Genomic DNA, 24,930 nt, shown 5'->3' with positions numbered 1-24,930 from the left:
AATAGCGTGGGGAAGGCGTTGGATAAAATGAGAATTATAACTAAAATGTATTAAATAACTTTTTTAACTAAGGATAGGGTATGGTAAATAGCAAGTGTATGGGATCTGTTATGCTTGTTGATGATAACGAGATCGATACATTCATTAATCAAAAGGTGTTGGAATTTGACAATTTTGCTGAGAAAATTCAAATTCATTATTCAGCACAAGAGGCAATAGATTTTTTGAAATCTGCCTCAGAAGAGAATTTGCCGGATTTAATCTTTCTAGATTTAAATATGCCTATGGTAGACGGCTATGAGTTTTTAATGGAATTCGCTAGTTTTTCTGATAAGATTAAGAAGAAAACTAATATTATAGTTTTAACGAGCTCTAAGAGCATGAAAGATAGGGAGAATATCCAGATCAATAGCGATGTAATTCATTATCTTTCTAAACCATTAACAGAAGAGAAATTAGATGCGCTAAGAGATACTATTTTAGCTTCTAAATATTAGACATTCATTTATTACAGGGTATTTGTTTAGCTGCTAATGGAGGCTTACAGGTGCTCGGTAATTGTTAGCATACAAAAATAAAGGCAGCCAGATACTCTGACTGCCTTTATTTTTGTGTGGTTTATATACTTAATTGACTTTTACTATACGTCCGGTAACAGTACTGTCACCAGCACTAATTTGATAAGTGTAAATGCCAGCTTCCAAGCTTGCTTGATGCATGCCTTTTCCATCCCACTTGATGTTGTGCTGTCCGGCTGGTAGTTGATCTACTTCCACTTTGTTTACAATTTTACCTGTAATGTCTCGCACGGTAATGGTTACGTTGCTAGTAGCTTTTAACGCTACAGGAAAGTTTACAGTGCCATTAAAAGGATTAGGATAAGGAGTTGTGTCAGTCAGTTGAGCACTGGCGGCTGCTTTTTTAGATACAGGATCTCCAATGCCATTTCTTTTAATTAATCTCCATCTTTGCCCTTGGTTATCAAGGTCATTCCACATAAGTACATTAGTGCCATTATCTTGTCTTGTATTTCCAACATCTAATCTTTTGCCTGGTCCTATTTCTGGCTCTAGTTCATAGTATCCCGTTCCTTGATCAATTAATCTAAATCTTTGTGCAGGGTTGTTGTTGGCTGTCCAAATGTGCATGTTAGACCCAGCTTCATTTTGTCCTCCGGCAACATCTAGTCTTAAGCTAGGGGCGCATACTGGTATAAGCTCATAAAAGCCATTGCCAACTCCGTGCATTTGCCAGCCCTGAGCCGGAGCCCCGTTGCTTTGGTATATTTGCACATTAGTTCCGGCAGTGTTGGCTCCATTTACTACATCAAGCCTTTTGCCTGGAGCACATGCTGGCTCTAATTCATATATAGCATCATGCTCTATTTCTGTAGAAGCTACAATTTGTAATTTAAATCTTTGGGCGCTGCTACCATTATCAGTCCATTGATGAACATTGGCTCCATCATCAGGGCTGTTAGAGTCTACATCTATTACTTGGTTAGTGCCTTTGTGTATGATTTTGTAATAACCATCATCCATAGCTCTTAACATCCATCTTTGTGCGTCATTACCATTATCATTATACTGAATAATGTTAGTGCCTTCTGCCGAACTATTGTTTACTGCATCTAAGCATTGGTTGGTGCCTTTATGTCTAATTTTATAATGACCGTCAGCTTCAAGGGTAATTACCCACTGCTGAGCTAAGTTGTCATTACTGGTCCATTGGTGTATGTTGGTATTAGGTTCTGAACTATTATTAGGTACGTCAATAGCTTTGTTAGTGCCCTTGTGTATAAGTTTGTATGTAGCACCAGATAATATGTTGCCAGAGCCACACTCTCCGCCATTGGGAGTTCTTGCTTTTACTCCATCTTTTGTCATCTTAACTTTTCTAATGCTTCCGTCAGGGTTGAAATACATTCTGTCGATATTACAAGTTCTGCCTTGCACTCCAGCATCATATCTATGGTAGACAATGTAGTAATCATCGCAGCCAGGCATTTTTAACACAGAATGGTGGCCAGGGCCTGTAATTTGATCTGCACTTGATAATATAGAGCCTCTGTAGGTCCATGGCCCCATAGGAGAATTAGAAGTGGAATATTGAACATTGTATGTTTCGTTAAACCATGATCCATTGGAGTATGTCATATAGTAAATGCCATCTCTTTTAATTAAAAATGGAGCTTCAGTATAGTTTTGAGGAGTAATGTCCACTGGTTCTGAAGCAAATGAAATCATATCAGGATTAAGCTTTCTCATTGCCATTCGTGACCCGTTGGAACCTCCATAGTAGAGGTATGCTTGTCCGTCATCGTCAATAAATGCCATGGCATCAATGATGTCAACAGTAAACGGATCAGAACCAATTAAAGGGTAGCCAAGATCAACAAAAGGGCCTGTAGGGCTGTCACTAATGGCACACCCGATTTTAACTTCAGCAGTATAGTACAGGTAGTACTTGCCATTTCTTTCGATTACAGAAGGAGCCCAGCCATTGTTATTGGCCCAGCTGCAGTCATTAAAAAGCGAAAAGATAGGTCCTTCATCTACCCAATTAGTTAAATCGGCAGAGGAGTATGCATGAAATTCATTAGGACCTTGTTGAGTAGGGTAAATGTAATACCTTCCATTAAAAAGGTTTACTTCCGGGTCAGGGTGATCGCCAGGAAAAATTGGATTTCCAGTCATTTGCGCCCACACACTTGAGCACATAAAAAGCAGAAGAACCACTAGGCTAATCTTACTTCTTTTTGGGTTGGTTAGGTTGATTGTTTGTTTCACAACTTAATAGTTTTGATTATAAAATGTAGATAATATTAATCAATTGGAGGGATAGTTACCAAACCCTAAGTTGAATTTTGTAGTGCGGCATATAGGTTCAGAATGCCTCACCTTCTCTTGTCGTCTTAGAGTCAGTTCATCAACTTAGGGTATAGGTATGTGTGCTTATATTAGCTTTACTAACACTTTACAACGGGTGCTGACCCCTTATAGCGCTAATAAAACTTAATGCCAAGTTATGAAAATAGAATGGCTGTACCAAAAAGTCATTTTTACCTTAAGTAGTAATTGTGAAATTGATTATATATTTATATATAACTGATTGTCAAGTTGTTGTATTTCATTGCGTACTGTTTGAATTAGCTTTGTAGTAGTGAAATAGGCTTGTTTTTGATAACAAATGTCGCGGCTTTGATAACATTTGATTGTTAGTGAAAAATTGTCCAGTCTTTCCATAACGGATCATAGCCATTGTTTGCTAGCATGGCGGCAATTTCAGATGGAGAGCGGTTATCATCTATCTCAAATTGCTCCAAAGAGGCCTCTTTTTTTGCGTACCCTCCAGGGTTGGTTTTAGAACCGGCACTTAGAGATGTAATACCTAATTTTATAATATTATCTCGGAAAATGGGCGACTCTCTAGTTGATAGTGATAGCTCTACCTCTTCATTAAGTAGCCTGTACGCGCAAATGAGTTGAGCTAAATCTCTGTCTGTCATTTCTAGTTTTGGAGTGAGGGCGCCAGCATGAGGTCTTAATCTTGGAAAGGAAATTGAATATTTAGTTTGCCAGTATTTTTTTTCTAAATATTGTAGATGAAGTGCTGTGAAAAAAGAATCGGCACGCCAGTCTTCCAAGCCAAATAATGCTCCTAAACCTATCTTATGGATATTGGCTTTTCCTAATCGATCGGGTGTATCTAACCTATAGGCAAAATTTGATTTTTTACCTTTTGGGTGATGTTTTTTATATTCTGCTTCGTGATATGTCTCTTGGTAAACTAATACAGTATTTAAACCTAGCGCTATCAGTTCTTCGTAATCAGGTAGATCTAAAGGCTGCACTTCCATAGAAATGTGAGAGAAATAGGGTTTGATTAGTTTTAGTACATTTTTAAAATAATGTAAACCCACTGTCTGTTGAGCCTCACCTGTAACCAACAATACATGATCGTAGCCCATAGACTTTATAATGTCAACTTCTTTTAATATCTCTTCGTCAGATAAGGTTTTTCTGGGGATTTTATTGTTTAAGCTGAAACCACAGTATGTGCAAATGTTTTGACACTCGTTTGATAGGTACAAAGGCACGTACATTTGCATTGTTTTACCAAACCTTTTCAAAGTGACTGAATGGCTCTGTTGAGCCATTTCTTCTAAAAATGGGGCTGCTGCGGGTGAAATTAATGCTGTAAAATCGTTTAAATCTCTTTTTTGACGTGATAAAGCCTGAACCACATCTTTAGCAGTTTTGCTGTAAATCTGTTTATGTACGGTGTCCCAATCGTATTTTTTAAATGTATCTATAAAACTCATAACTGGTCTAAAAATGAGGTTAACGGACTTGATGCGGAGGCTTGTATTTGAGGTTTCGCTAGCTTGGCTTCGTAGGCCATTCTCCCTGCTTCTACTGCAAGTTTAAAAGCCTTTGCCATTTTTACAGGCTCATCAGATACTGCTATGGCAGTATTTACCAATACGGCATCTGCACCAAGTTCCATGGCCTCTGCTGCGTGAGAAGGTGCGCCAATCCCTGCATCTACTACTACTGGTACATGGCTTTGCTCAATGATAATTTGCAGAAAATCTCTGGTCTTTAAGCCTAAGTTACTGCCAATGGGAGAGCCTAGGGGCATTACAGCTGCGGCTCCAGCATCTTCCAAATGTTTGCATAGTACAGGGTCAGCATGTATATATGGCAATACTATAAAGCCCATTTTGCTTAATTCTTCACATGCTTTTAACGTGGCCATAGCATCTGGCATAAGGTATTTGGGATCAGGATGTATTTCAAGTTTTAGCCAGTTGGTTGCTAATGCCTCTCTTGCTAACTGTGCAGCAAATATGGCTTCCTTGGCATTTCTTACACCCGATGTATTGGGAAGTAAATTGAATTGATCATTCTTAAGGTATGACGCTATGTTTTGATGGTCTTCATTGTCCACTCTGCGGAGAGCTACTGTCACTAGTTCGCTGCCACTGTTTAATAGTGCCTCCTCCATAAGAGGTAAACTGCTAAATTTTCCTGTTCCCGTAAATAAACGAGAGCTGAAATTCTTGTCTTGTATGGTTAGCATAATGTTGATTCTTTTAAAATTTTTGAGATGTCTTGGTAGACTTTTGTTGGCTCCACATGATTAAGCAGCAGAGACGATGAGGCAATGCCAAATACACCCGTTTTTATTATACTGCTAATGTCTTTTTCATTAATCCCTCCAATGGCTATAATGGGTAGATTGATCCTGCTTTTGCTGCATTGTTCAAGAATACTTTTGTAGCCATCTAGCCCTAGAATTGGGCTTAGTTTTTCTTTGGTAGTGGTAAATCTAAAAGGACCAAGACCGATATAATTTGCACTTGTTTTTGCAATGGATTCAATATCTTCAAATGTATTGGCAGTAGCTCCTATGATATAATCCTTTCCTAATATTTGCCTGGCTTCCTCTACGGGTTTATCGTTTTTGCCTAAGTGTAGGCCATCTGCATTTACTTTTAAGGCCACAGTAGGGAGGTCATTAATGATTAATTGGGCTTCATAAGCCTCGCAAATTATTTTTGCTTTTTCAGCTGTTTTTGTTATTTCAGATTCAGTATGGTTTTTAATCCGTAATTGCACCCATGTAACTCCACAATCCAAGGCCTTTTTTATAGATTGAATATGTGCTTCCGGAGTATTTCCCTGACTTATAAATTGAAATTTTTTGATCATAGTTGTAATGAGTTGTGCCATCCGAGTAGCGATTGATGAGAACTTAAGTGCTGTTCGATGTACGCTTTACCTAAGGTGCACGCATTTTTTATGGAGTTTTCTTTGCTTAAGTAGGCCGTGATAGCACTGCTTAAAATGCATCCAGATCCGTGTTTAGGGGGTAGCTTTTTGTTGTTTCCTGTTATGAGAACCCGTTCTCCATTCTGAAAAAGCTGGTCGGTGCCCAGCAGGTGAAGGTTGTGTCCACCTTTTAGGAGTATGGCTGCTTGTTGCGAAGCTTTAATTATATTACCTTCATTTTTGAATAAAATATTAGCTTCTTCCCAGTTGGGGGTGCATAGCGCGATACCTTTTAACATATCATTTAAATCGCATTCTCCAGTGCTGAAAGCATAACCCGAAGTGGACTTTAAGACAGGATCCCATATAATTTGTACGTCAGGATTTTTGCCTATTAAATAGCTTTTGATCTCTTTAAAAGATTCGAAATTTTCTATAATTCCAATTTTCACAAAACCAATTTCAAATTCTTCAAATAAGGTATCTAGCTGTTTAAAAATAAACTCGAGATCAACCCATTGCACATCTTTAACCAGAGAGCTATTTTGAATAGTATTGGCAGTAACTACTCCTAGGCTGTAGCAGCCTAGCTTTTCAAAAGTTTTGCAATCAGCCAAGATTCCAGCGCCTGCCGAAGGGTCAAACCCCGCCAATGAAAGTGTTATCGGTGTTATGTGACTCATAGACTCTTTATTTTGTCTATCATTTTTTTAGCATTTATAATTGGGTCTTCCCAGATATAGCCAAGGCAAGCCACATTGGTATAACCTAGTTTAAATGCTGATTCAATATTATGAATACTGATACCCCCCAAAGCATATATTTTAGACTTATCGAGGTTTTGAGGTATCTCTTGCAATAATAAATTCTGGTTGTAGCCTTGTTTTGAAATGCTGTCAAAAAGTGGGCTGATAAAGTAATAATCGCAAAGAGCCTCTACTTTATGAGCTTCTTGCCAATGATGTACTGAAGTGGATATAGAGTAATTTTTATCATGCTGTTGGGCCTCAAGTTGATCAGAAGGAATGTGATATCCTCCCAGGGCTAATGCTATAAACTCTTTGTGCTTGGAGTGTAAAATGAGTTTTTTTTTATAGGCCTCTCCAAGCGGCTCAATGAGTTCTTTTATGGCAGCATTGCTGGCTTGTGGCTTGCGCACATGAATTTTGTCTATACCCAAATCAATCAAACGAACCCAAATATCGGGTTCATTTGACATGATTTTTTTATCGGTAATTATGGCCAAATTCTTCACTATAGATATATTTCTGAACCTGATTTTTTAAATTCTTTGCTCTTTTCTTTCATGCCGGCTTCTACAGCTTCATCTTGCTCTATGCCTTTGTTTTTTGCATATTCTCTTACATCCTGAGTGATTTTCATGCTGCAAAAATGAGGGCCACACATGGAGCAGAAATGGGCCACTTTGGCACCTTCAGCAGGTAACGTTTCATCATGAAACTCTCTGGCGGTGTCGGGGTCTAGTGATAAATTGAACTGGTCTTCCCAGCGGAATTCAAACCTAGCTTTGCTCAAAGTATTGTCTCTATACTGAGCTCCAGGGTGCCCTTTGGCTAAGTCAGCAGCATGTGCGGCTATTTTGTAAGTGATTACACCATCTTTAACGTCTTTTTTATTAGGGAGGCCCAAGTGTTCTTTAGGAGTAACATAACATAGCATGGCTGTGCCAAACCAGCCAATCATAGCAGCACCTATACCGGAAGTAATATGATCATAACCTGGTGCTATATCAGTGGTGAGCGGCCCTAAGGTGTAGAATGGAGCTTCGTCACATTCTTCAAGTTGCTTGTCCATGTTTTCTTTAATCATGTGCATGGGTACATGCCCTGGCCCTTCAATCATTACTTGTATGTCGTGCTTCCAAGCTATTTTAGTAAGCTCACCTAGAGTTTCTAGCTCTGCGAATTGTGCTGCATCATTGGCATCAGCTAATGAGCCCGGACGAAGGCCATCTCCAAGTGAAAATGAAACATCATATGCTTTCATTATTTCACATATTTCTTCAAAGTGAGTGTATAGAAAGCTTTCTTTATGATGAGCCAAGCACCATTTGGCCATAATAGAACCGCCTCTAGAAACAATGCCGGTCAATCTTTTGGCTGTTAAAGGAATGTACTTTAACCTTACTCCAGCATGGATGGTGAAATAGTCTACTCCTTGTTCTGCTTGCTCTATAAGTGTGTCTCTAAAAATCTCCCATGTTAAATCTTCAGCTTTACCATTTACTTTTTCTAGGGCTTGGTAAATGGGCACCGTACCAATGGGCACTGGTGAGTTTCTTATGACCCACTCTCTGGTTTCATGTATATTTTGACCAGTAGATAAGTCCATAACTGTATCAGCACCCCATCGGATGGCCCAAACCATTTTTTCCACTTCTTCTTCTATGGAAGACGTAACTGCGGAGTTGCCAATATTGGCATTTACTTTAACCAAGAAGTTTCTTCCTATTATCATAGGTTCAATTTCCGGGTGGTTAATGTTGGCGGGGATTATGGCTCTGCCTGCAGCCACTTCCTCTCTAACAAATTCAGGAGTAATTAATTTAGGGGTATTGGCGCCAAAATTTTGACCGGGATGCTGATCAAAAAGACTGTTGTTGGCATCGTAAACCTCTTGTAGCCTTTGGTTTTCTCTGATGGCTATGTACTCCATTTCAGGAGTGATGATTCCTTTGCGAGCATAGTGCAGTTGAGTAACATTTTTACCCTCTTTAGCTTTTAATGGCTTTTTTAAGTTTGGAAAACGTAGTTTATCTAAGCTTTCCATCTTTAGTCTTTCGTTGCCATATTCTGACGAAATACTGTTCAGGGCAATGGTGTCTTCACGCTTTTCTATCCACTGACCTCTAACAGGTAACAAGCCTTTGTTTACATCTATCTCTATGTTAGGATCCGTGTATGGCCCACTGGTGTCATAAACAGTAATACTGTCATTTTTAATCATCTCACCGGTAGATTGATCGCGTGTGTCATGCAACGATATTTCGCGCATTGGTACTTGGATATCATGTAGCTGACCACCAACATATATTTTCTTGGCTTTAGGAAATGGAGCACGGCTAATTACCTCAGCTCTAGGAGTTTTGTCTTTTCTCATTGTTGTTAGGTTTTTAGAATAGTAAAATCAGCCCCCTTGAGTGGCTCTTATAATGGTAATATTGTCTTGGGGTAGGAGGCTATGAGTCTCCCAATCAGTATGAGGAATAACTTCGTCATTAACGGCTACAGCAACGCCTTTTGGCGAATTAAAGCCACGATCTAGCATAACTTTGTCAAGAGATGCTTTTTCTGGAATTTGTGTTAATTGTTGATTGATAAATACCTCCATATTACAAGTTTTTTTACTTTAGGAGGTGTAGAATAAAAGGAAGGATCAATATTTACAGACCACCACATAGCGGTTTGCGCACAGATACTATTCTACCTCGGTCACTTTTCCCTTCGCCAGTATTACCCGGATCAGGTTTTGAGGGTATTTCTCAGCCTTTTACAGCACCCCTAAAGCATTATTTATTCAATTTTAAGTAATAAGCGCCATATTACCAAATCTATCCTCATAGATTGGTTAAGATGGGAGTGGAGCTATTTTAGCTTTCATCATCAGATAAACCTTCGAGAAACTCTACCAGATTATGTTCTGATTCAAGGTTTAATTTTTTGCGTATTCGGTAACGCGCAGTTTCTACCCCTCTAACAGAAATATTGAGCAATGGCGATATTTCTTTATTGGTAAGGTTCATTTTTATAAATGCACAAAGTCTAAGCTCTCGTTGAGATAAATTAGGGAATGATTTTTTTAGGTTAGTTAAAAAATGGTGATGCACTTTTTCGAAATTGGTTTCAAAAATATGCATGTATTCTTCTCCTATAGCGTGTTGGTTTAGTTTGCTATAAACCTTTTGAAGCTTTTTACGAGACCCTTCATTTTTTACAGAGCTTCTTATTTCTTTTATGTCCTCTTTAATCTCGGCAAAAATGTCTTTTTTCTTCACCAATAGCATGGTGTAATTTGCCAGCTCTTTACTTTTGATGATGATGTCTTCTTGAAGAGAAGCCTTGTCTTTATTGATTTTTTCTTTTTCTGCTTTTAATTTTAGTCGTTCTACTTCTAATTCTAGCAGCTTTTTTTCTTTTTGCTCTTCGGCTCGTGTCTTTTGATTTTCTTTCTCAATCTTTTTCTTTACATACTTGATAGTAACCAAAATAGCTACAATGCCGATAAAGAAATAGCTTAAAACGGCCCACACGGTTTGATACCATTTCGGTTTTATTCTGAACTTAATATTGGTTTCGTTCCCTTTTACCCCTACCATATTACGGCTTCTTACTTTTAGTTGGTAATTGCCAGATTTAAGGTGAGCATATTCTTTATAGGGTATAGACTGCCAGGTAGACCATTCTTCATCAATTGGGTTCAATTTGTAGCTGTATTGAATCTCTCCATTGTTATGTAATTGGGGTGCTGCAAAGTCAAACCTTAGGCTAGTAGTTTTATTCGCCAGCTCAAAGTTAGACTGAGTGAATACAGGAAGGTAGCTCATGTCATTTTCAATGCTATAGATACCTTTGGTGATGATGGTATTTGATGCTAGGTTGGGGCTCTGATAGCCTATGTTTACTCTATATAAACCTGTATTGGTTCCTACTAGCACGTTATCATCTCCCATAGGGTGGATGCATTCCATGCCGCGATTAAATGTGCCCTTAAACCTTAAAAAATAATCAGTATGGAGTATGCTGTCCGATGCATTAAAATAACCTAGCTGATCATCGGCAACAAACCATGTTCTATTTTTATCTTCAATGAGCGTTCGAGTATTTTTACTAGGGTCTAATATATGGTTTAGCTTATCATATGGTTCAAAGCGGTTTTTTTGCGAATTGTATGTGTAAATTCCTTGATTGGTGGTAAATACAATTTGATGGTTCCATCGGTAAACGTTAATGCTAAATGGCGACTCGAAACCGTTTTGAGTTGTGAAATGCTCAAAGGAAATCACTCTGGTGTATTCCTTGTCTAGCGTAATTCTAAAAACCCCTTTATAACCATGGCACACCCAGTACGTACCGGGGGTATCAGATTCTATAATGTCTCTGCTAGATTCTTCAAAACCTTTAATTTTGTGCAGAGCCTTCCAAGTGCCATTATTATTTTCTACCACATACATGCCGCTATAGCTCGCAGCTATGTATAAATTGGGTGATTTAGAAGTGGGGATTAATTTCCATATGCCGCTAAAGTCTCCAATTTTTATGCTTTTGTCTTCTTTTATTTGATACAGCCCCTTGTCATGGCCTACTATTATATCATTTTTGAAAGCCTTAATGGACCAAGCCTGGCCTTCCAAATCTTTTAATTTCTTGTAGCGAGAAGACTTGGTGCTAAAATCATTGTAGAATATCCCTTGATTAGTGGCAATGTACATTTTATTATGATGAAGCAAAACATCGTACACAGATGCCCCTTCGAATACCGTATTGATGGGAGAATTGAAATTAAAACAATAAAGGCCATTATTGAGTAGGGCCCACACATCACCTTTTTGTGTGGCAAAAAGATTAAGTATACTCTTATTACTTATTGGTTTAAAATTTCTTGTTTCCTTAATAAGGTTTCCATCCAGATCAGTGGTGAGAATGCCAGTGCTTAGTGTGGCTATGTATAGATTATTGCCCGCTTTAATAACATTTTCTACCTGATTACCTTCTTCAGGCTTAAACAGGTAATGGTGTATGCTACATTCGCCCGTTTGCTTGTCTATGAGCATTACGCTACCTTCTTTAGTAATAGCCATTAGCTTATCGGGTAGGTGATATGGCTGCAAAGAAATAATTTGCTTATGAGCTACTAAGTCATTTCCTACAAATGCGGGCACTAATCGCATTTGGTTAAAATCGAGCTTAAATATGCCTTTGGTGATGTCTTGTACGTAGTAATTACCATTTACTGTAAATGATTTTACAAAAACATTAAGTGCGGGTAGTTTAGTTACCTTTTGGCCGGTAATAGCAATAAGCTTCCAGAAACTTCGATAAATGACTGTACCATTAATTATATTAACCTGCCATAGGTTTTCTATTTTTGAATCCTGAAATTTTAAGGAATCGAATAAAGATTGATAGTAATATTCGCCATTATCATGGTGTTTAATTAGACCAAACTCGTTGAATCCGCCAGCAAATACATTGCCGGTGGAGTCTACTGCCAGCGATCTTATAGATGAGTTGTTTGGTAAGGTTACTTTAGACCACCTTTCACCGTCATAAACTAATACACCATCATTGTTTCCGAAGTACAGTATGCCATTTTCATCCTCACACGCCACCCAGAATTGGGCATCGGCTTTAAAGTCAGATCGGGTATAATGTGTAAAAGAGGGGGTTCCTGAGAGTAACTCCGGAGCTATCTGGCCAAAAACAGGAAGTACATTTATAAATATTAAGGCAGTTATAAGCCAGTATTTAGTGATATAGTTATACTTCATTAATATTTTCATTAGCCTTCTACAGATAAACTAAAGCCTTTTTCTATATAAAAAGTTCTATATGCGAAAATAAAACGTTTTAAATAGATAAGAAACTAACATGCTTATCTTATTTTAAAATCTCATATAAAATTAACATTAATGATCTGATTTACAATGTTTTATATGTATTTGACGTGATTAAAACGTAGTGCATTGTATTATAGATGTAGTTAAAGTGTAGTAATCGATTGCAGAACAATTATTTATAAGAATAGATTTGACCATTGAAGTTGAGTTTGTGACTGCAAACGTTTGTTGAAATCACAACCTCGTTTAAATCATTCTTTAACTAAATTCTTACATGTATGAGAATAAAATGCTACATATTGTTAGGCTTCTTATTTCTGACACATTGGGCAATGGCCCAATCTACCGCTATTACAGGGCGAGTGTTAGATGAGGAGACTGCCGAGCCGCTTCCTGGAGTTAGTGTTCTTTTGAAAGGCACTTCTAAAGGTACGGTAACAGACATTAACGGTGCCTTTACACTTCAGGCTTCACCTGATAATGTTTTGATTTTTTCTTATATCGGTTACATGACCCAGGAAATGCCTGTGGGAACACAAACTGATTTTAATGTTTCTTTAGGTCAAGATGTTGAAACTCTTGAAGAAGTAGTAGTGGTAGGTTACGGTGTACAAAAGAAAAAGGTAGTAACCGGAGCTATTACAAGTGTTAATGCGGAAGATCTTGAGTCTTTGCCAATTAATAACGTAGGGCAGGCTCTGCAAGGAAGAACTTCAGGTTTAACCATAGCTGCTAACTCAGGTCAGCCTGGTTCGGCCGCTACTATCCGAGTTCGTGGTATTACTTCATTGAATAATAACGACCCTTTATGGGTGGTTGATGGTGTAGTGGTTGATAACGGTGGTATCGGTTATTTAAATCAATCAGATATTGAGTCTATTGAAGTGTTGAAAGATGCTGCTTCGCAAGCAATTTATGGAGCAAGAGCGGCTGCCGGTGTAGTTTTGGTGACTACTAAGAAGGGTAAGTCAGGACAGCTAAATGTTAATTACAGTGGATATTATGGTGTATCACAAGCTGCTCGCAAATTAGACTTATTAAATGCTACAGAATATGCTACTCTAAGAAACGAGGCTTCCTTAGCAGCTGGCAATGGTGTAGTATTTCAGAATCCTCAATCTTTCGGACAAGGAACCGACTGGCAAGATTTAATATTTAACGATGATGCCAGACGTCAAAACCAAGAAGTAAGTATTAGTGGAGGTAATGATGTTTCTACTTTCTATTTATCATTTGGCTACTTAGATCAAGAAGGTATTGTTACTACTGATATTTCTGAGTACAAAAGGTATAACATACGGTTAAACTCAACTCATAAATTGGCCAAATGGTTAAAAGTGGGGCAAAACTTAGGTTATTCAAGGGAGAAAAACATTGGTTTAGGCAATACTAACAGTGAATTTGGGGGGCCATTAAGCTCAGCTATTAATTTAGACCCTATTACTCCTGTTGTAATTACTGATCCTGAAGAAGCAGCAGCTTATGATAATTACAATGGAGCAGTACGCGATGCCAATGGCAATCCTTATGCTATTTCGCCATATGTGGTAAATGAAATAACTAACCCTGCCGCTTATGTGCAAACCAGGCTGGGCAACTATAACTGGTCTGATAATATAGTGGGTAACGTATATGCAGAGGCTGAGCCTATAGAAGGGTTAAAATTCAGAACTACAGTGGGTGCTAAATTGGCATTTTGGGGAGATGAAACTTTTACTCCTGTGTATTACTTAAACGGATCTACTAATACAGGTCAAAACTCATTTAACAGGGGTGATAATAGGAAGTTAGACTGGAACTTAGAGAACACAGTATCTTATTCCAAAGTAATAGGAGATCATAACTTTAGTGTTTTATTAGGCCAAGGAGCATATTTGGACAATAGGTCTAGAGGAGTAAACGTAACGTATTATAATTTGCCAGTAGATAATTTTGATGATGCGTCATTAAATTTTGACACGGCTCCTATAAACACTAACCCTGGAGGGTATGAAAATATTGATCATGCGGTAAGTTCACTTTTTACACGTGTTAACTATAACTACAAAGAAAAATACTTATTCAGTGCTACAGTACGTAGAGACGGATCTTCTCGATTCAGTAAAGACAACAAATATGGATATTTCCCTTCTGGGTCATTAGGTTGGGTTGCATCTGAAGAAAACTTCTTCCCTAAAAACGATATTGTAAACTTCTTGAAAATTAGAGGTAGCTATGGAGTGGTAGGAAATGATAATATAGGAGACTTTGGCTATTTATTAACCATTAGCCCAGGAAGAAACTATACTATTGGTAATACAGGTACTTATTCTCAAGGCTGGAGCCCTGATGCGCCAGGTAACAGTGATTTAGAGTGGGAGGAAACTACCCAAGCCAACGTAGGTTTTGAAGCTACGGTTTTAAACGATGTTACAGTTACTTTCGATTGGTATAAGAAGACTACTAAAGGTATTCTTCAGTATCCAAGAATCCCTGCTTTTTATGGTACAGTGGGCAACACAGCCAGAAATGCGGCCGATATGGAAAATATGGGGCTAGAACTAGAAGTTGGATATAAAAGAAAAGTTGGAGATTTTAATTTAGGGTTAACGGGTAACGTATCGTACCTGAAAAATGAAGTAACTAAGTTGTACGGTAATGTAGCATACTTAGATGGAGGAGAGTCATTCCAAGCAAGCACATACCCTATCACAAGAACAGCGGTTGGTCAGGCAGTAAATTCATTTTATGGATTTAAAACTTTAGGTGTATTCCAGAACGAAGAGCAAATTCAAAACTATAAGGATAGTGAAGGGAATTTAATTCAGCCAGATGCTAAGCCAGGGGATTTCATTTGGGAAGATACTGACGGTAAAGATGGTATTACTCAAGAGGATCGTCAGTATATTGGTAGCCCTATTCCTGACTGGTCTTATGGTATAACTTTTACAGCAGAGTACAAAAACTTTGATTTAATGATTTTTGGACAAGGAGTAGCTGGAAACCAAATTTTCCAAGGTTTAAGAAGACTTGATATTCCTACTTCTAACTACCAAACTAAAGCTTTAGGCAGATGGACCGGTGAAGGTTCTACTAATAGTTATCCAAGGTTGGTGGATGGAGATCCTAATCATAATTTCACTAACCCTTCTGACTTTTATTTAGAAGACGGAGATTACTTCAGAATTAAGAACATCCAGTTCGGTTATAACTTACCTGTAAGTGCCATTTCTAAAGTAGGCATGAACAGCGCCAGAGTTTATTTAATGGCCGAAAACCTAATCACTTTTACAAAATATACAGGGTACGATCCCGAAATTGGTGGTGGTGTTATGAGTATCGATAGAGGTATTTATCCTCAAGCGAGATCAATTATGTTAGGTGTAAACATTGGATTTTAATTAAGAACTTATAAATCATGCATAACATGAATAAAAAATTAATATATATCCCTCTACTTTTTGCCTTTATAATGCTGGCAGGAAGTTGCTCTGAAGACTTCTTAGAAGTAGAGCCTAGAGGTAAGGCTGTGGAAGAAGATTATTACCAAACAAAAGATCAGGCTTATGCTGCTCTTGTGGCTGTGTATGACGTAGTAGGTTTTACCACTAGTGGTTATATAGCAAAATTACCTGCTATTAATAGTGCTTCTGATGATTTTTATGCAGGAGGAGGTTCTTCTTCTGATATCACTAATTTCCAAGTGTGGAATAACTATACTCTTGATCCATCTAAAGGACCGCAAGAAGGTTTATGGTCAAAAGGATATCAAGGAGCTTACAGAGCTAATATATTGTTAGATAAGCTTCCAAATATTGATATGGATGCTGAAACAAAAGCAAGGTTTACTGCTGAAGCTAGATGTTTAAGAGCATTCTTCTACTTTGATTTGATCAGGTTCTTTAAGAACATACCTCTTATGGATAAGCCAATACCTTTTGATCAGGTATATGATGTAAAGCAAGTAGATAGAAAAACTATATTTGATTTTATTGAAGCTGACTTATTAGCTGCCGAAGCTGATTTACCTGATATGGTAACTGCTGATGATGAATTAGGGCGCGTTTCAAAAGCCGTGGTTTATACTTTATTGGGTAAATTATATCTGGAACAAGGCCAATTTGATGATGCTGCTAAGCAATTTGCTAAAGTAAACGGTACCCCTGGCGCACCTAGCCCGTTAGGCTATAGTTTATTACCCAATTTCAGGGACTTATTTTTAGTAGGAAATGAGTTTAATAGTGAGTCTATACTCGAAGTTTCGCATACAAATTCCTCAAATGGTGTTTGGGATTGTGTGGCTTGTTCTGAAGGTAACTTAATGAACATATTGGTAGGGCCAAGAGGGTACAGTAAAACAGACCCTGAGGTAGATGCTCCAGACTTAGTTGCGGGGTGGAGCTTTAACCCTGTAACGGAAAGTTTAGTCAATGCATTTGTTAAAAATGGACAATACGATCCAAGATATAAATACACCATTTATAATATTGATAGCTTGGCAACTGCGGGAGCAGTAACCTATAATCCTGGTTATGATAATACAGGTTATTTCTTAGCAAAATTCTCAGGGAAAAAAGAAAATCAGTCTACAGGTGGAGGTAACTACGAATTGAACTTCCCACAAAATACTTATGAAATCCGTTTAGCTGATGTTTATTTATTAGAAGCGGAAGCTCTTGTAAGAGGAGGAGGAAGTACTACTGGTAGAGCATTAGATTTAGTAAATGCTGTTAGAAATAGAGTAGGGGCTGACTCTGTAACTGTAGCTGATATTGATGTAGTGCTAAACGAAAGAAGGTTAGAGCTTGCTGGTGAAGGTATGAGGTGGTTTGACTTGGTGAGAAATGGCAGAGCGGCTACTGTATTAGGTGATATGGGCTTCACAGAAGGCAAACATGAATTTTTACCTATTCCATTATTGGAGCTTAATAACACTAGTCTTGTGCAGGATCCTGCCTATTAAAAAATTATAAACTTTAAGTTCTTTCAGATGAAATTAATAAATAAATATATACTACCGCTGCTAGGTATAGCAAGCCTTTATGCTTGTACTCCTGATGATGAAGATATGGGATTGGGAGAAATTCCTGAAGCTACGTTCACAGTTGAAAAGGCTGATGAACCTAATACTTTTACTTTAATTAATACTACACCAGGTTCGTTCATAACTTATTGGAATTACGGTAGTGGTTTTGCTCCTGGTAATCAAACGGAATCTGCCTATTATGCTGATAAAGGCACCTATAAAATTCAAATGGTGGCAGTAACAGAGGCTGGTGCCGATACTACTGATGTTCAGGAAGTAGAGGTAACTCAAGATGATCCTAATTTCTTTAATTTCTTAGAAGGTAGCGAAATGGGAGCAGATGCTTTTGACTATTGGACTAAGATACTTATAGCAGCAAATTCTAATGTGGATTGGGCTTTAAAAGATGGTAAAATGGTTGCATCAGGTACTGAAGGTGGACATGCAGCTATTTATCAGGCAGTTCAAGTTGAAGCAGGTAAACAGTATACTTTTTCAGCAGATGTTTCTGGAGAAGGAGCAACTGATACTTGGCTTGAGGTTTACTTTGGAAAAGAGGAACCAAAAGCAGGTAATGATTATGGCGATGGAGGTAATAGAATAGCCCTTAATACTTGGAATGGATGTGGTAACTCACCATTTGAAGGAGATTTAGCTTATTTAGGTTGTGCAGGATCTTTAGTAGGTAAAAGAGGACAAGTAACCTTCGATGAGTCAGGTACTATTTATGTATTAATTAAGACAGGTACTAATAAAGATTTAGGTGAAGGAGGTATTTCTATTGATAATGTTCGCTTGAGAGCTTACAAATAATATACTTTAAATCAATTTGGCCAGAGGTTTTCTCTGGCCATTTTCTTTAAACCGACTCCTATATGAAAACAAGACATTTACTATTTATATATTCTCTCTCTTTAATTTTATTGTCTCTCCATTCAATATCAGCACAGGATTTTTTAAAGACCCAAGGTAGGCAAATTGTTGATGATGAAGGAAAATCGATAATCTGGCGAGGCATGGGCCTTGGCGGCTGGATGCTTCAAGAGGGCTACATGCTAAATGTGCCTAATGGAGGTGCTCAGTATCAAATCAAAGCGGATATTCAAGATTTGATAGGTGAGGAGAAAACCGAAGAATTTTACAACGCCTGGCTGGCTAACCACACCACTAAGACTGATGTTGACTCCCTAGCATCATGGGGATTTAATATGATCCGTCTACCTATGCACTATAAATTATTTACACCACCTATCGAAGATGAGCCTGTAGAAGGGCAGATCACTTGGATAGATAAAGGCTTTGAATTAACTGATAACCTATTAGCATGGTGTAAAGCCAATAACATGTACTTAATATTAGACTTGCATGCTGCGCCTGGTGGGCAGGGAGAAAATGCTGATATTAACGATTATGACCCTAGCAAACCGTCTTTATGGGAGAGTGAGGCCAATCAGGATAAGATGGTGGCGCTATGGAAAAAACTTGCCGAACGCTATAAGGATGAACCTATGATAGCAGGCTATGACATTATAAATGAACCCAATTGGGGGTTTACTGACCACGAAGCTGATCCTAATGGATGTGCCGAAGGTAAAAATGAACCACTGTGGGATTTGCAAAAAAGAATTACTACCGCCATTAGAGAGGTAGACAGTAACCATATCATCATTATTGAGGGCAATTGCTGGGGTAATAATTATAATGGTTTACCCACCTTGTGGGATGATAACCTGGTTTTAAGCTTTCATAAATATTGGAATGGAAACTATGTAGGAGATATAAGAGGAGTACTGGATTTAGGCAAGAATAGAAACGTGCCCATCTGGTTAGGAGAAACGGGCGAAAACTCTAATAACTGGTTTACTAATGCTATTAAATTGGTGGAAGAGAACGGAGTAGGTTGGTCTTGGTGGCCATTGAAAAAAATGGGAAGTAGCAATCCATTACAAATAAATAGTAATGATCAGTATCAGGAAATATTAAATTATTGGGCAGATAAAACTAACAATCAGAAACCTAGTGTAGAAACTGCTTATGCAGGTTTAATGCAATTGGCAGAAGATACCAAAATAGAAAATGCCGTATATCATCTTGATGTGGTAGATGCGCTTACCAGACAGCCATATACTACAGAAACAAAACCTTATGTTAAACATGAAATTACTCAAGGCGGAGACAATATTGTATATGCTGTAGATTTTGATCTTGGGCAAAATGGAGTGGCTTATTTCGATGAAGTGGCCTCTAATACTTCAGGTAATGCTGGTGGCAGTGCTTGGAATTCAGGGTATGCCTATAGAAATGATGGCGTTGATATTGAGTGGAGTCAAGATAAAGAGTCTAATGGGTACAACATAGGCTGGACTGCCGATGGAGAATGGCTCATATATACTTTAGATATTGTAGATGCGGGTAACTATAATGTAGAGGTGAGAACTGCTAGTCAGGGCGGAGGAAAAGCCTCATTTAGTGTGGATAGAACTTTAGCAACAGAAATTTTTAGCCTGGCTGAAACGGGAGGTTATCAAAACTGGGAAAATACCACTTATCAATCTATTTATTTGCCAAAAGGGCGGCATCAGGTGAAGTTAAACATAGATCAGGGAGGCTTCAATTTAAGTACGTTGAAATTCTCAGGTCCGGTAGTGGTTGAGGCGCAGCCTAAATTATATGCCGCCACAAGTACTCATGGTAGTAAACTTATTACTTTAACCTACAATCAAGGTTTTAAAGTAGTTGATAATAATGGGGATATCACAGTTACTATTAACGGAGAGATTACCTCCATTTCTAATGTAGCCTTGGTTGAAAGTAATGCAAATAAAATAGCCATTACATTAGCTGATTCTATATTTTATGGAGATGAGGTTTTGGTAAGCTATACAGGCACAGGTATAGAAACTGTTGACGCTGTGAAATTGGCCAAATTCAAAGATCAAAATGTAGTGGTAAATGTAGCAGGAGGATATGTTCCGCATTCTATTCCTGGTAAAATGGAAGCTGAAGCATTTATAGAAAATAATGGCTTTGAGATAGAGGGAGCAAGTGATGGAAGCAGTGATATGGGGCATACCGATGTTGGTGATTATCTGGTTTATTTGGTATATGTAACTCAAGCAGGTTTTTATGAAGTTAATTACAATGTGGCTTCAGAAAGTGCAGGAGGCTCATTGAAACTGCAGACCATTGCTAATGATGACGAGCTGACCAAGGTAAGTGAGGTTTATTTTCAGAAGACCGGAGGGTGGCAGGAATGGGAGACCAAAACAGGCTCTAGAGCCTACTTGCCAGAGGGGATTTATAAAATAAGATTGGAGGCTACGGCATCTCAATTTAACATCAATTGGCTAGAGTTTAATTTTATGTATGAAAATGAACCTACAGGTGTGGGTATTAAACATGCATTAGATAGTAGTGCATATTTACCATATCCAAACCCGTCATCGGGAGCATTTGAAATAAAATGGCCTGAGGTGGAAACACCTGAAAAAATAACTATTACTGATTCGGCTGGTAAAAAGCTTGTGAAAATGAAGCCGCAGAAGAATGCTAAAAGTGTTGAGATTAATGAAAAGCTTTCTCCTGGTTTATACTTTATTCATGTAGAGGCTCGAAATGGATCTGTAGTACAAAAAATCTTAATTAAGTAGTGAATAGTTAAGGATGATTGCAGCGCTTTACATGATGTAGTATTACACATAGTAAAGCGCTTTTTTATTTAATAATAAGAGATGAAAAAAAGAGGAACGAGATTAATGTTAGGAGCAACGGTAGCGTTGCTAATGAATGTATCGTGCGCAGTTGATAAAGCTGAATCGAATAACGATAGTGGATTAGGAGAGGCATTTGCTATGGTAACTACTGCTGACAAGAGCATGCTTTTGGCACACCAAAACCTAAAAGTTGAAGATACCACTGCCCTCAGTGAAGATAAGTGGATAAAGGTAAACTCGGATACTCAATATCAGAAGATAGATGGTTTTGGATATTCACTCACCGGAGGTAGTGCTATGCACATGCATAATATGTCTGATAAGGCACGACACCAAATGTTGACCAATCTATTTTCTACAGATAGTAGTGCTATTGGCGTTAGCTATTTAAGAATTAGTATTGGAGCTTCTGATATGGACGCCATGCCTTTTTCTTATAATGATTTGCCTGATGGACAGGTGGATGAAGAACTTTCAAATTTTAGTCTAGCTCAGGATACTTTACATTTAGTGCCCTTGTTAAAAGAGATATTGGCGGTTAATCCTGATATAAAAATATTGGGTTCCCCTTGGTCTCCACCAGCATGGATGAAAGATAATAATGATACTAAAGGAGGAAGTTTACTCCCCAAGTACTATAATGCATACGCTCATTATTTTGTAAAATACATAAAGGCTATGAAAAGCCACGGTATAGCTCTTGATGCTATCACTATTCAGAATGAGCCTTTGCACCCAGGAAATAATCCTAGTCTTTTGATGCCAGCTGAGCAGCAAGCGGAGTTTGTGAAGAACCACCTAGGTCCATTGTTTAAAGCTGAAGGTATCAAAACCAAGATTATTGTGTATGATCACAATGCCGATAGAATAGATTATCCTTTAACTATACTAAGAGACTCTGCTGCAGCTCAATATGTAGATGGTTCAGCTTTTCATTTATATGGAGGCGCTATTGATGAGTTAAGTAAAGTTCATGAGGAGTTTCCAGACAAAAACCTATATTTTACAGAGCAGTGGATAGGAGCGCCTGGCGATTTTGGCAATGATATAAAATGGCATACTAAAGAGCTGATAATTGGAGCCACAAGAAATTGGTGTAAAACAGTATTGGAGTGGAACTTAGCTACCGATAGCAATTATGAGCCGCATACTGCAGGTGGGTGTGATAAATGCTTAGGAGCTTTAACTATAGATGGAGATGATTTGACATTAAACCCTGCATATTATATCATTGCTCATGCATCAAAATATGTGAGGCCTGGTGCGGTAAGAATACAATCGGGTAACTCTAATGATTTACTCAACGTATCTTTTAAAACACCCGATAATAAAATTGTAATTATTGTATTAAATAACTCAGCAACAGAGCAGTCTTTTGCATTAAATATTAATAATTCTTTTATTGAGGGCCAATTGACAGCAGGAGCTGTTGGTACTTACGTTTACAACCAATAAAACTTAATATAATAATCTAAAATGCTGAAAAAAGGAATTTTAACAGCATGCCTGTGCATAGCAGGTATGCCTTTTGTAAAAAGTCAAACAAAGGAAAAGGCGGCTCTTTCAGATGCTGAAATTTCTGATAAAGTAGAAGCTCTTGTCAAAGAGATGACTTTAGAGGAAAAAGTAGGGCAGATGGCTCAAGTTACCTTGGATGTAGTAACCAAAGGAGATAACAGATATTCTAGCTATGAGCCATTTGAGCTAGATCCAGAAGCCTTAAAGAAGGTATTAGTAGATTATCATATAGGTTCTGTTTTGAATACAGCTAGTAACAAAGCATTGACTCCAGAAAAGTGGTATGAGATTATTAAAGGAGTGCAGGATGTAGCCATTAAGGATACGCGCTTAAAAATACCAGTTATCTATGGGGTGGATGAAATACATGGAGCTACCTATACTGTGGGTGCTACTATGCTTCCGCAGCAAATAGCACAAGGAGCAAGTAGAAATAGGGCATTGGTAAGAAAAGGTGCTGAAATTACTGCCTATGAAACAAGAGCAAGTTCTATCCCTTGGAATTTTTCGCCAGTGCTAGACCTAGGTCTCGATCCTAGATTTTCAAGAATGTGGGAATCTTTTGGTGAAGACCCTTACTTATGTACACAGCTTGGCGTACAGGTGATTAACGGATATGAGGGTGAAGACAATGATGTTGGTAATCCTACACACGTGGCTGCGAGTTTAAAGCACTTCTTGGGCTACCATGCTGCTGTGTCAGGTAAAGATCGTACTCCTTCTTACATCTCTCCAGAGGCACTTAGAGAATATCACCTGCCTGCTTTCAAGGCTGCTGTTGATGCCGGTGCTCATACAGTAATGATAAATTCGGGTATTATTAATGGCGTGCCTGTGCACTCTAACTATGATATACTAACTAAGTTGTTGAAAGAAGAGCTTGGCTTTGAAGGATTAGTAGTAACAGATTGGGCTGATATTGAAAACTTGCATAGAAGAGATAGGATTGCAGCTACAGACAAAGAAGCAATTAAGCTTGCTATTAACGCAGGTATTGATATGTCCATGATACCGTACCAATATGAAGTTTTCTGCGAAGGTCTTGTGGAATTGGTGAAAGATGGTGAAGTGAAAATGGAACGCATAGATGATGCTGTTACACGTATTCTTAAGGTGAAATATGCACTTAACCTCTTTGAGGTGCCAACTACCAACATTAAAGATTACCCTAAATTTGGAAGCAAAGAATTTGAAAAGGCATCATACGATATGGCAGCCGAGTCCATTACTTTGTTAAAGAACACGGATAATATTCTTCCACTTAGTAAAAAGTCAAAGGTATTAGTAACTGGACCTAATGCTAACTCTATGAGAACACTCAATGGTGCATGGACTTATTCTTGGCAAGGAGATAGAGTAGAAGATTTTGCTGGTGATTATAATACCATTTTGGAGGCAGTTCAGAATGAGATTGGGAAGAAAAGAGTGGCCTATGTGCCAGGAGTAAGCTACGATTTCAAGGGTAAATATTATGATGAAAAAGTAGATAAAATGGAGGAGGCAGTTGCAGCAGCAAAGGATGTAGATGTTATTCTATTATGCCTTGGTGAAAATACCTATACCGAAAAGCCGGGAGATTTAAATGATCTTTACATTTCTGAGCTCCAAACAGAGTTAGCTAAAAAATTAATAGCTACAGGTAAGCCAGTGGTATTAGTCCTTAATGAAGGCCGTCCTAGAGTTATAAGCAGGTTTGAAAGAGGAACAAAAGCTGTTGTTCAGGCTTACCTACCTGGTAACTTTGGAGGTGACGCTTTGGCTGATATCCTTTTTGGAGATGTAAACCCTTCAGGAAAGCTGCCTTATACATACCCAAGATATCCTAACGCTACTATTTCTTATATTCATAAGCCCTCTGAAGAGCAAAAAAAGGCAGAAGGAGTTTATAATTATGAAGCAGATTACAATCCTCAGTTTTTATTTGGAGCTGGTTTGAGTTATACCTCTTTTGAGTATAAAAATTTGAAATTAGATAAATCATCTTATGCGCTTACAGATGATATTAAGGTTTCAATAGAATTAACCAACATTGGAGATAGAGAAGGAAAAGAGGTAATTCATTTATTTACCAGTGATTTGTATGCCAGCAGTATTACACCAGATGTGAAAAGGTTGAGAAGATTTAAGAAAATCAACCTAAAGCCAGGGGAAACACAAACGATCCAATTCACACTTACCGCAGATGATCTTGCTTATGTAGGTCGTGATGGTAAGACAATTACCGAAGCAGGAGAATTTGAATTAACAGTGGGCGATCAAAAAATTAAATTCGAGTTAAATAATTGATAATTAATTATTTGTCTTGATTGTGAGAAAGCCGCTCCATTTGGAGCGGCTTTT

General features: G+C 38.0%; 16 protein-coding genes and 1 riboswitch. Of the genes, 7 read left to right on the top strand and 9 right to left on the bottom strand.

Going from position 1 to position 24,930, the window contains the following annotated elements:
* Window positions 1-80: 80 nt before the first annotated feature.
* Window positions 81-497 (top strand): response regulator, encoded by a 417-nt coding sequence (locus ACXACQ_RS21725; protein WP_474978108.1) that lies wholly within the window; start codon window positions 81-83, stop codon window positions 495-497.
* Between the two features lie 129 nt (window positions 498-626).
* Here the strand turns inward: ACXACQ_RS21725 and ACXACQ_RS21720 are convergent, their stop codons facing one another.
* From ACXACQ_RS21720 to ACXACQ_RS21680, 9 genes are all read right to left on the bottom strand, one after another.
* Window positions 627-2,789, bottom strand: coding sequence for a family 43 glycosylhydrolase (locus ACXACQ_RS21720; protein ID WP_474978107.1), 2,163 nt, complete (start codon window positions 2,787-2,789; stop codon window positions 627-629).
* A gap of 428 nt (window positions 2,790-3,217) precedes the next feature.
* Window positions 3,218-4,324: a 2-iminoacetate synthase ThiH gene (thiH, locus tag ACXACQ_RS21715; protein WP_474978106.1), complete on the bottom strand. Its 1,107-nt coding sequence runs from the start codon at window positions 4,322-4,324 to the stop codon at window positions 3,218-3,220.
* Window positions 4,321-5,085, bottom strand: a complete 765-nt coding sequence (locus tag ACXACQ_RS21710; protein WP_474978105.1) for a thiazole synthase — start codon at window positions 5,083-5,085, stop codon at window positions 4,321-4,323. The genes thiH and ACXACQ_RS21710 overlap by 4 nt, the downstream gene beginning before the upstream one ends.
* Window positions 5,079-5,717 carry a thiamine phosphate synthase gene (locus ACXACQ_RS21705; protein ID WP_474978104.1) on the bottom strand — a complete coding sequence of 213 codons (639 nt, stop codon included), beginning with the start codon at window positions 5,715-5,717 and terminating at the stop codon, window positions 5,079-5,081. Before ACXACQ_RS21705 ends, ACXACQ_RS21710 begins: the two co-directional genes overlap by 7 nt.
* Window positions 5,714-6,460 (bottom strand): hydroxymethylpyrimidine/phosphomethylpyrimidine kinase, encoded by a 747-nt coding sequence (locus ACXACQ_RS21700; protein ID WP_474978103.1) that lies wholly within the window; start codon window positions 6,458-6,460, stop codon window positions 5,714-5,716. The genes ACXACQ_RS21705 and ACXACQ_RS21700 overlap by 4 nt, the downstream gene beginning before the upstream one ends.
* Complete coding sequence (locus ACXACQ_RS21695) at window positions 6,457-7,032, bottom strand: thiamine phosphate synthase (RefSeq protein WP_474978102.1); 576 nt, start codon at window positions 7,030-7,032, stop codon at window positions 6,457-6,459. Before ACXACQ_RS21695 ends, ACXACQ_RS21700 begins: the two co-directional genes overlap by 4 nt.
* On the bottom strand, window positions 7,032-8,897 hold the full coding sequence (gene thiC, locus ACXACQ_RS21690) for a phosphomethylpyrimidine synthase ThiC (protein ID WP_474978101.1): 1,866 nt from the start codon (window positions 8,895-8,897) through the stop codon (window positions 7,032-7,034). Before thiC ends, ACXACQ_RS21695 begins: the two co-directional genes overlap by 1 nt.
* Window positions 8,898-8,924: 27 nt before the next feature.
* Window positions 8,925-9,128, bottom strand: coding sequence for a sulfur carrier protein ThiS (gene thiS, locus ACXACQ_RS21685; RefSeq protein WP_474978100.1), 204 nt, complete (start codon window positions 9,126-9,128; stop codon window positions 8,925-8,927).
* A 91-nt stretch (window positions 9,129-9,219) separates the two neighbouring features.
* Window positions 9,220-9,310, bottom strand: a riboswitch (TPP riboswitch).
* Between the two features lie 77 nt (window positions 9,311-9,387).
* On the bottom strand, window positions 9,388-12,285 hold the full coding sequence (locus ACXACQ_RS21680) for a triple tyrosine motif-containing protein (RefSeq protein ID WP_474978099.1): 2,898 nt from the start codon (window positions 12,283-12,285) through the stop codon (window positions 9,388-9,390).
* A 347-nt stretch (window positions 12,286-12,632) separates the two neighbouring features.
* Between ACXACQ_RS21680 and ACXACQ_RS21675 the strand changes: the two genes are divergently transcribed.
* From ACXACQ_RS21675 to ACXACQ_RS21650, 6 genes are all read left to right on the top strand, one after another.
* Complete coding sequence (locus ACXACQ_RS21675) at window positions 12,633-15,734, top strand: SusC/RagA family TonB-linked outer membrane protein (RefSeq protein ID WP_474978098.1); 3,102 nt, start codon at window positions 12,633-12,635, stop codon at window positions 15,732-15,734.
* 26 nt (window positions 15,735-15,760) lie between these two features.
* The gene (locus ACXACQ_RS21670; protein WP_474978097.1) at window positions 15,761-17,296 is read left to right on the top strand and encodes a RagB/SusD family nutrient uptake outer membrane protein; all 1,536 of its coding nucleotides are present in this window, start codon (window positions 15,761-15,763) and stop codon (window positions 17,294-17,296) included.
* Between the two features lie 27 nt (window positions 17,297-17,323).
* Complete coding sequence (locus tag ACXACQ_RS21665; protein WP_474978096.1) at window positions 17,324-18,172, top strand: hypothetical protein; 849 nt, start codon at window positions 17,324-17,326, stop codon at window positions 18,170-18,172.
* 62 nt (window positions 18,173-18,234) lie between these two features.
* On the top strand, window positions 18,235-21,009 hold the full coding sequence (locus ACXACQ_RS21660; RefSeq protein ID WP_474978095.1) for a cellulase family glycosylhydrolase: 2,775 nt from the start codon (window positions 18,235-18,237) through the stop codon (window positions 21,007-21,009).
* An 81-nt stretch (window positions 21,010-21,090) separates the two neighbouring features.
* Window positions 21,091-22,527: a glycoside hydrolase family 30 protein gene (locus ACXACQ_RS21655; protein WP_474978094.1), complete on the top strand. Its 1,437-nt coding sequence runs from the start codon at window positions 21,091-21,093 to the stop codon at window positions 22,525-22,527.
* 21 nt (window positions 22,528-22,548) lie between these two features.
* Window positions 22,549-24,876, top strand: coding sequence for a glycoside hydrolase family 3 N-terminal domain-containing protein (locus ACXACQ_RS21650; RefSeq protein WP_474978092.1), 2,328 nt, complete (start codon window positions 22,549-22,551; stop codon window positions 24,874-24,876).
* Window positions 24,877-24,930: the final 54 nt, after the last annotated feature.

The sequence above is a fragment of the Fulvivirga sp. AWR4_260 genome, from assembly GCF_056158185.1.
The sequence above is the reverse complement of the archived record's forward strand: the minus strand, read 5'-3'. Positions and strand labels throughout refer to the sequence as shown.

Bases quoted from the DNA above. Each gene is read 5' to 3' on its own strand.
- ACXACQ_RS21710 (WP_474978105.1), bottom strand. From the start codon at position 5,085: ATGCTAACCATACAAGACAAGAATTTCAGCTCTCGTTTATTTACGGGA.
- ACXACQ_RS21650 (WP_474978092.1), top strand. From the start codon at position 22,549: ATGCTGAAAAAAGGAATTTTAACAGCATGCCTGTGCATAGCAGGTATG.
- thiC (WP_474978101.1), bottom strand. From the start codon at position 8,897: ATGAGAAAAGACAAAACTCCTAGAGCTGAGGTAATTAGCCGTGCTCCA.
- thiH (WP_474978106.1), bottom strand. From the start codon at position 4,324: ATGAGTTTTATAGATACATTTAAAAAATACGATTGGGACACCGTACAT.
- ACXACQ_RS21705 (WP_474978104.1), bottom strand. From the start codon at position 5,717: ATGATCAAAAAATTTCAATTTATAAGTCAGGGAAATACTCCGGAAGCA.
- ACXACQ_RS21670 (WP_474978097.1), top strand. From the start codon at position 15,761: ATGAATAAAAAATTAATATATATCCCTCTACTTTTTGCCTTTATAATG.
- ACXACQ_RS21700 (WP_474978103.1), bottom strand. From the start codon at position 6,460: ATGAGTCACATAACACCGATAACACTTTCATTGGCGGGGTTTGACCCT.
- ACXACQ_RS21675 (WP_474978098.1), top strand. From the start codon at position 12,633: ATGAGAATAAAATGCTACATATTGTTAGGCTTCTTATTTCTGACACAT.
- ACXACQ_RS21665 (WP_474978096.1), top strand. From the start codon at position 17,324: ATGAAATTAATAAATAAATATATACTACCGCTGCTAGGTATAGCAAGC.
- ACXACQ_RS21660 (WP_474978095.1), top strand. From the start codon at position 18,235: ATGAAAACAAGACATTTACTATTTATATATTCTCTCTCTTTAATTTTA.
- thiS (WP_474978100.1), bottom strand. From the start codon at position 9,128: ATGGAGGTATTTATCAATCAACAATTAACACAAATTCCAGAAAAAGCA.
- ACXACQ_RS21655 (WP_474978094.1), top strand. From the start codon at position 21,091: ATGAAAAAAAGAGGAACGAGATTAATGTTAGGAGCAACGGTAGCGTTG.
- ACXACQ_RS21680 (WP_474978099.1), bottom strand. From the start codon at position 12,285: ATGAAGTATAACTATATCACTAAATACTGGCTTATAACTGCCTTAATA.
- ACXACQ_RS21725 (WP_474978108.1), top strand. From the start codon at position 81: ATGGTAAATAGCAAGTGTATGGGATCTGTTATGCTTGTTGATGATAAC.